General features: G+C 59.6%; 5 protein-coding genes. 4 read left to right on the top strand and 1 reads right to left on the bottom strand.

Annotated elements, in window-relative coordinates; translation table 11 throughout:
• The first annotated feature begins 86 nt into the window (after nt 1-86).
• Genes AC1DLB_RS22790 through AC1DLB_RS22775 form a run of 4 tightly spaced genes read left to right on the top strand, consistent with a single transcriptional unit; the run spans nt 87 to nt 3,787 of the window.
• Complete coding sequence (locus AC1DLB_RS22790) at nt 87-962, top strand: metal ABC transporter substrate-binding protein (protein ID WP_064621169.1); 876 nt, start codon at nt 87-89, stop codon at nt 960-962.
• A complete protein-coding gene (locus tag AC1DLB_RS22785; RefSeq protein ID WP_018927353.1) occupies nt 959-1,519 on the top strand; it encodes a gamma carbonic anhydrase family protein in 561 nt (186 codons plus the stop codon). Before AC1DLB_RS22790 ends, AC1DLB_RS22785 begins: the two co-directional genes overlap by 4 nt.
• Before the next feature lie 2 nt (nt 1,520-1,521).
• Nucleotides 1,522-2,859, top strand: a complete 1,338-nt coding sequence (locus AC1DLB_RS22780; protein WP_477743531.1) for a dihydroorotase — start codon at nt 1,522-1,524, stop codon at nt 2,857-2,859.
• Nucleotides 2,860-2,893: 34 nt separating this feature from the next.
• A complete protein-coding gene (locus AC1DLB_RS22775) occupies nt 2,894-3,787 on the top strand; it encodes a His/Gly/Thr/Pro-type tRNA ligase C-terminal domain-containing protein (RefSeq protein WP_111453101.1) in 894 nt (297 codons plus the stop codon).
• 78 nt (nt 3,788-3,865) lie between these two features.
• Here the strand turns inward: AC1DLB_RS22775 and AC1DLB_RS22770 are convergent.
• Nucleotides 3,866-4,329, bottom strand: a 464-nt coding sequence (locus AC1DLB_RS22770) for a DUF3617 domain-containing protein (protein ID WP_477785686.1), incomplete at its 5' end; no start/stop codon positions are given.

Genomic DNA, 4,329 nt, shown 5'->3' with positions numbered 1-4,329 from the left:
GTGTATCTGCTGTCCGTGGTGTTCGGTCCGGTACACGGTTTGCTGCGCCGCCCGCCTTTGCTCACATCCCAATGAGGTGTAACCCGATGCGCGCTTTACTCGTGCTGTTCAGTCTGATGCTGTCGATGTCGCTGTCTGCCGCGGAAAAACTCCAGGTGGTCACCAGCTTCAGCATCCTCGCCGACATGACCCATCAGGTTGGCGGCGACCATATTCAGATCACCAACATGGTCGGTCCGGACGCCGATGCCCACACCTATGAACCGACGCCGGACGATGCAAAGGCACTGCTCAACACCAAACTGATCATCAAGAACGGGCTGGGTTTCGAGCCATGGCTGGACCGCCTGGTGACCAGCACCGAAACCAAAGCCCCGGTCATCAACGCCAGCCACGGTGTCATTCCGCGCTCGCTGGATGAAGACGGCGAAACCATCCCGGACCCGCACGCCTGGCACAACCTGGCGAACACCGAGTTGTACATCAGCAACATCACCAAAGCGCTGATCGCCGCCGACCCTGCAAACAAAGCCGACTACGAACACAACAGCCAGGCCTATCTGAAAAAGATCTACGCCTTGCTCGCCGAGGCTAAAGCCAAGCTCGGTTCGCTGCCGCCGGGTAATCGCAAAATCGTCACCTCCCATGATGCCTTCGGCTATCTCGGTCAGGCTTACGGCATCAACTTCATGGCGCCGCAAGGCCTGTCCACCGAACGCGAACCTTCGGCCGCCGACGTCGCTGCGCTGATCACACAGATCCGTCAGGCCAAGGTCAAAGCGGTGTTCATGGAAAACATCAAGGACACGCGCCTGCTCAAGCAAATCGCTGATGAAAGCGGCGCGCATATCGGTGGCACGTTGTACTCCGATGCCCTCGCTGCAACCGGCCCGGCCAGCACCTTCACCGGGCTGTTCGAATACAACCTCAACACTTTGTACGAGGCATTGAGCAAGCCATGATCCGCAAGAATCCTTCAGGTGATCTGCCGTTGATTGCGGAGTCGGCGTACGTGGATAAAACCGCAATCATCTGCGGCAAAGTGGTGATCGGCGAGAACGTCTTCGTCGGACCCTACGCGGTGATTCGCGCCGATGAAGTGGACGACTCGGGCGAGATGGAAGCAATCACCATCGGCGCCAATTCGAACATCCAGGATGGCGTGGTGATCCACTCCAAGTCCGGCGCGGCGGTGACCATCGGCGAGTTCAGCTCCATCGCCCACCGCTCCATCGTCCACGGACCCTGCAGGGTCGGTAATCGCGTGTTCATCGGTTTCAACAGCGTGCTGTTCAACTGCGCGGTGGGCGACGGTTGCGTGGTGCGGCACAACTCGGTAGTCGATGGTCGTGACTTGCCTGACGCCTTCTACGTGCCCTCCACTACACGCATCGGCCCCAACACCGACCTGTCGCAGTTCCCACCCGTCAGCGTCAGCGCCTCGGAGTTTTCCGAAGACGTGGCGCGCACCAACGTCGATTTGGTGCGCGGCTACAAAGCCCTGCAGAACGAGTTCTGACCATGAGCAGCGTGCTGATTCGCAACGCCCGGCTGGTGAACGAAGGTCGGGAATTCGACGGTGATCTGCTGGTAAGCCACGGTCGCATCGTCAAGATCGCCAGCAGCATCGAAGGTGAAAAAGCCGCTGTGGAAATCGACGCAAACGGCCAATGGCTGCTGCCAGGCATGATCGATGACCAGGTGCATTTCCGTGACCCAGGAGCACCGGACAAGGGCAGCTTCCATACTGAGTCTCGAGCTGCGGTGGCCGGCGGCATCACCAGCTTCATGGACATGCCCAACACCTCGCCGGCCACCCTGACCCTCGCCGCGCTGGCAGACAAGAAACGTCGAGCGGCAACTCACTCAGTGGCCAATTACGGTTTTCATTTCGGCGTGAGCAACGACAATCTCGATACCGTCGCCGCACTCAATCCTTGCGAAGTGGCCGGGGTCAAAGTGTTCATGGGCGCCTCCACGGGCAATATGCTGGTGGACGATCCGCGAATTCTTGAGCGGTTATTCGCCGAGGTGCCGACCCTTTTATTGGCCCACTGCGAACACACGCCCAGCATTGAAGCCAACGCGGCGAACCTGCGAGAGCTGTTCGGCGAGCACCTTCCGCCCGCCGCTCACCCGCTTATCCGCAATGCCGAAGCGTGCTTTCGATCCTCCTCAATGGCCGTCGATCTAGCCAGACGTCACGGCACCCGGCTGCACGTTTTGCACCTGACCACCGCCCGTGAACTGGCACTGTTCGAAGACAAGCCGCTGGCACAGAAACGCATCACCGCCGAGGTTTGTCTGCACCACTTGTTGTTCGACGACCGCGACTACCCGAGCCTCGGCAACCTGATCAAATGCAACCCGGCAATCAAGACCCAGGCCGACCGCGACGCCTTGCGCAACGCACTGTCGGGTAATCGACTGGACGTGATCGGTAGCGATCATGCGCCTCACACCTGGGCCGAAAAACAGCGCCCCTACAACCAGGCGCCGTCCGGTTTGCCGTTGGTGCAACACGCCCTGCCCGCGCTGCTGGAACTGGTGGCTGATGGGATCGTGCCGATCACCACCCTTGTGGCCAAAACCAGTCATCGGGTCGCCGATCTGTTTGCCATCCCCGACCGCGGCTACCTGCGCGAAGGGTATTGGGCCGACCTGGTGTTGATCAAACACGAGCCCGATGGCGTGGCCGTTTCCCGGCAACCCATCCTTTCGCAATGTGGCTGGACGCCCTTCGCCCGGCATCGCTTTCGCCACAGCGTCAGCACCACGGTCGTGTCGGGACAAATTGCGTGGCACGACAAACGTCTTAATGATAACTGTCAGGGCTTACCGCTACGGTTTATGCGCTGACGCACGTTATCGAAAACATTCGAGAACACCGATCATGATCCACATCACCCTGCCTGATGGTTCATTGCGTGAGTATGACCAACCGCTGTCCGTGTTTGAGGTTGCCGCGAGTATCAGCCTCGGCCTGGCTAATGCAGCGCTCGCGGGTCGGGTGGACGGCGTGCTGGTGGACTGCGGATTTCTGATCAAGTGCGATGCGCGGGTCAGCATCGTCACGTCCCAGGAACCCGACGGTCTGGAGATCCTCCGGCGTTCCTGTGCGCTGATGCTGGCCATGGCCGTAAAACAGCTACATCCGAATACGCAGTTGCGGGCCGGATCGGCGCTGGGTGACGGCTTCTTTTATGAGTTTGCTTTCCAGCGATCCTTAACCCTGGCCGCTCTGCCAGTGATCGAAGCGCGTATGCGCGAATTGGCGGCGACCAACCATTCGATCCGCCGGCAGGAGCAAACGCCAACCGAAAGGCTATCGCTGTATCGTCTGGGGGACTTCGAGGGTTTCGCGGCAGGCCCGCATGTTCCCACCACCAAGGTGTTGCAGGCCTTTGCACTGGACCACATCAGCGGCACGTTGCAGCAACGAATCTATGGCACGTGTTGGTCCAGCCAACAGGAACTGGACACCTGGCGAGCGCCACCCCAGGTCGTGGTTGTGAATATCGATGAGCGTCAGAGCGATTATGCGCACTCGGTGACCGAAGCGCTGCGCCGGCGCGGACTGCGCGCCAACTCGGATCTGCGTCACGAGAAAATCAGCCGCAAGATTCGCCAGCACAGCCAGAAAGTGCCATACCTGTTGGTGGTCGGAGAGAAGGAAAAGGACGGTGGGTTTGTCAGCATGCGCAGTGGCAGCGGGGAGGATTTCGGGGAGAAAGGGATTGAGGCGGTGTGTGATTTGTTGAACCCGCCCAAGACTGCTGGTGCCTGAGCGGACACCTTCGCGGGCGAGCCCGCTCCCACAGGGATCACATATGACCTGGTGGGAACGAGCCTACCCGCAAAGCTTTTAGGCCCTTGGCTTCACTGTGCCGCAATCCTGACCCAACCACACAGCGCGAGTATCGAGGCTACCCTTCTGCTGAATGCCGGTGGCGTTGAAGGTGCCGTTGACCTTGGTGGTGAACTCACGGTCACTCATAAAAGTGGCCACTCCGCTGCCCTGCGCTTTCGGACAGCTGAAACGGAATTTCCACTGGTTACCGGTACGCTCGGTAATTTCCTGCTTGCAGCCCGATTGCGGGTCCGTCAGCGGAATGTTGTCGCTCTTCACCTGCTCAGGTGTCAGGCACGCCCGAATCCCTTTGCCGCCCATGGTGATACCTTGTTTCTCCAGCATCGCCCGCTGTTGGGGGGTCATCTGGTTTTGTAGCTGGCCGAGGATCAATTGCAGATCGGGCATGTTCTGGTCATCGACCTTCATGTTGCTTGAGGTCAACTCCCACAAGCCCGGTTGCAGCATCTGTGCCTGAG

The sequence above is a fragment of the Pseudomonas sp. 05N434 genome (assembly GCF_056396965.1).
This window is presented reverse-complemented; position numbering and strand designations above follow the sequence as displayed.

Coding starts and splice junctions, on each gene's coding strand:
- AC1DLB_RS22790 (WP_064621169.1), top strand. CDS start 87: ATGCGCGCTTTACTCGTGCTGTTCAGTCTGATGCTGTCGATGTCGCTG.
- AC1DLB_RS22785 (WP_018927353.1), top strand. CDS start 959: ATGATCCGCAAGAATCCTTCAGGTGATCTGCCGTTGATTGCGGAGTCG.
- AC1DLB_RS22780 (WP_477743531.1), top strand. CDS start 1,522: ATGAGCAGCGTGCTGATTCGCAACGCCCGGCTGGTGAACGAAGGTCGG.
- AC1DLB_RS22775 (WP_111453101.1), top strand. CDS start 2,894: ATGATCCACATCACCCTGCCTGATGGTTCATTGCGTGAGTATGACCAA.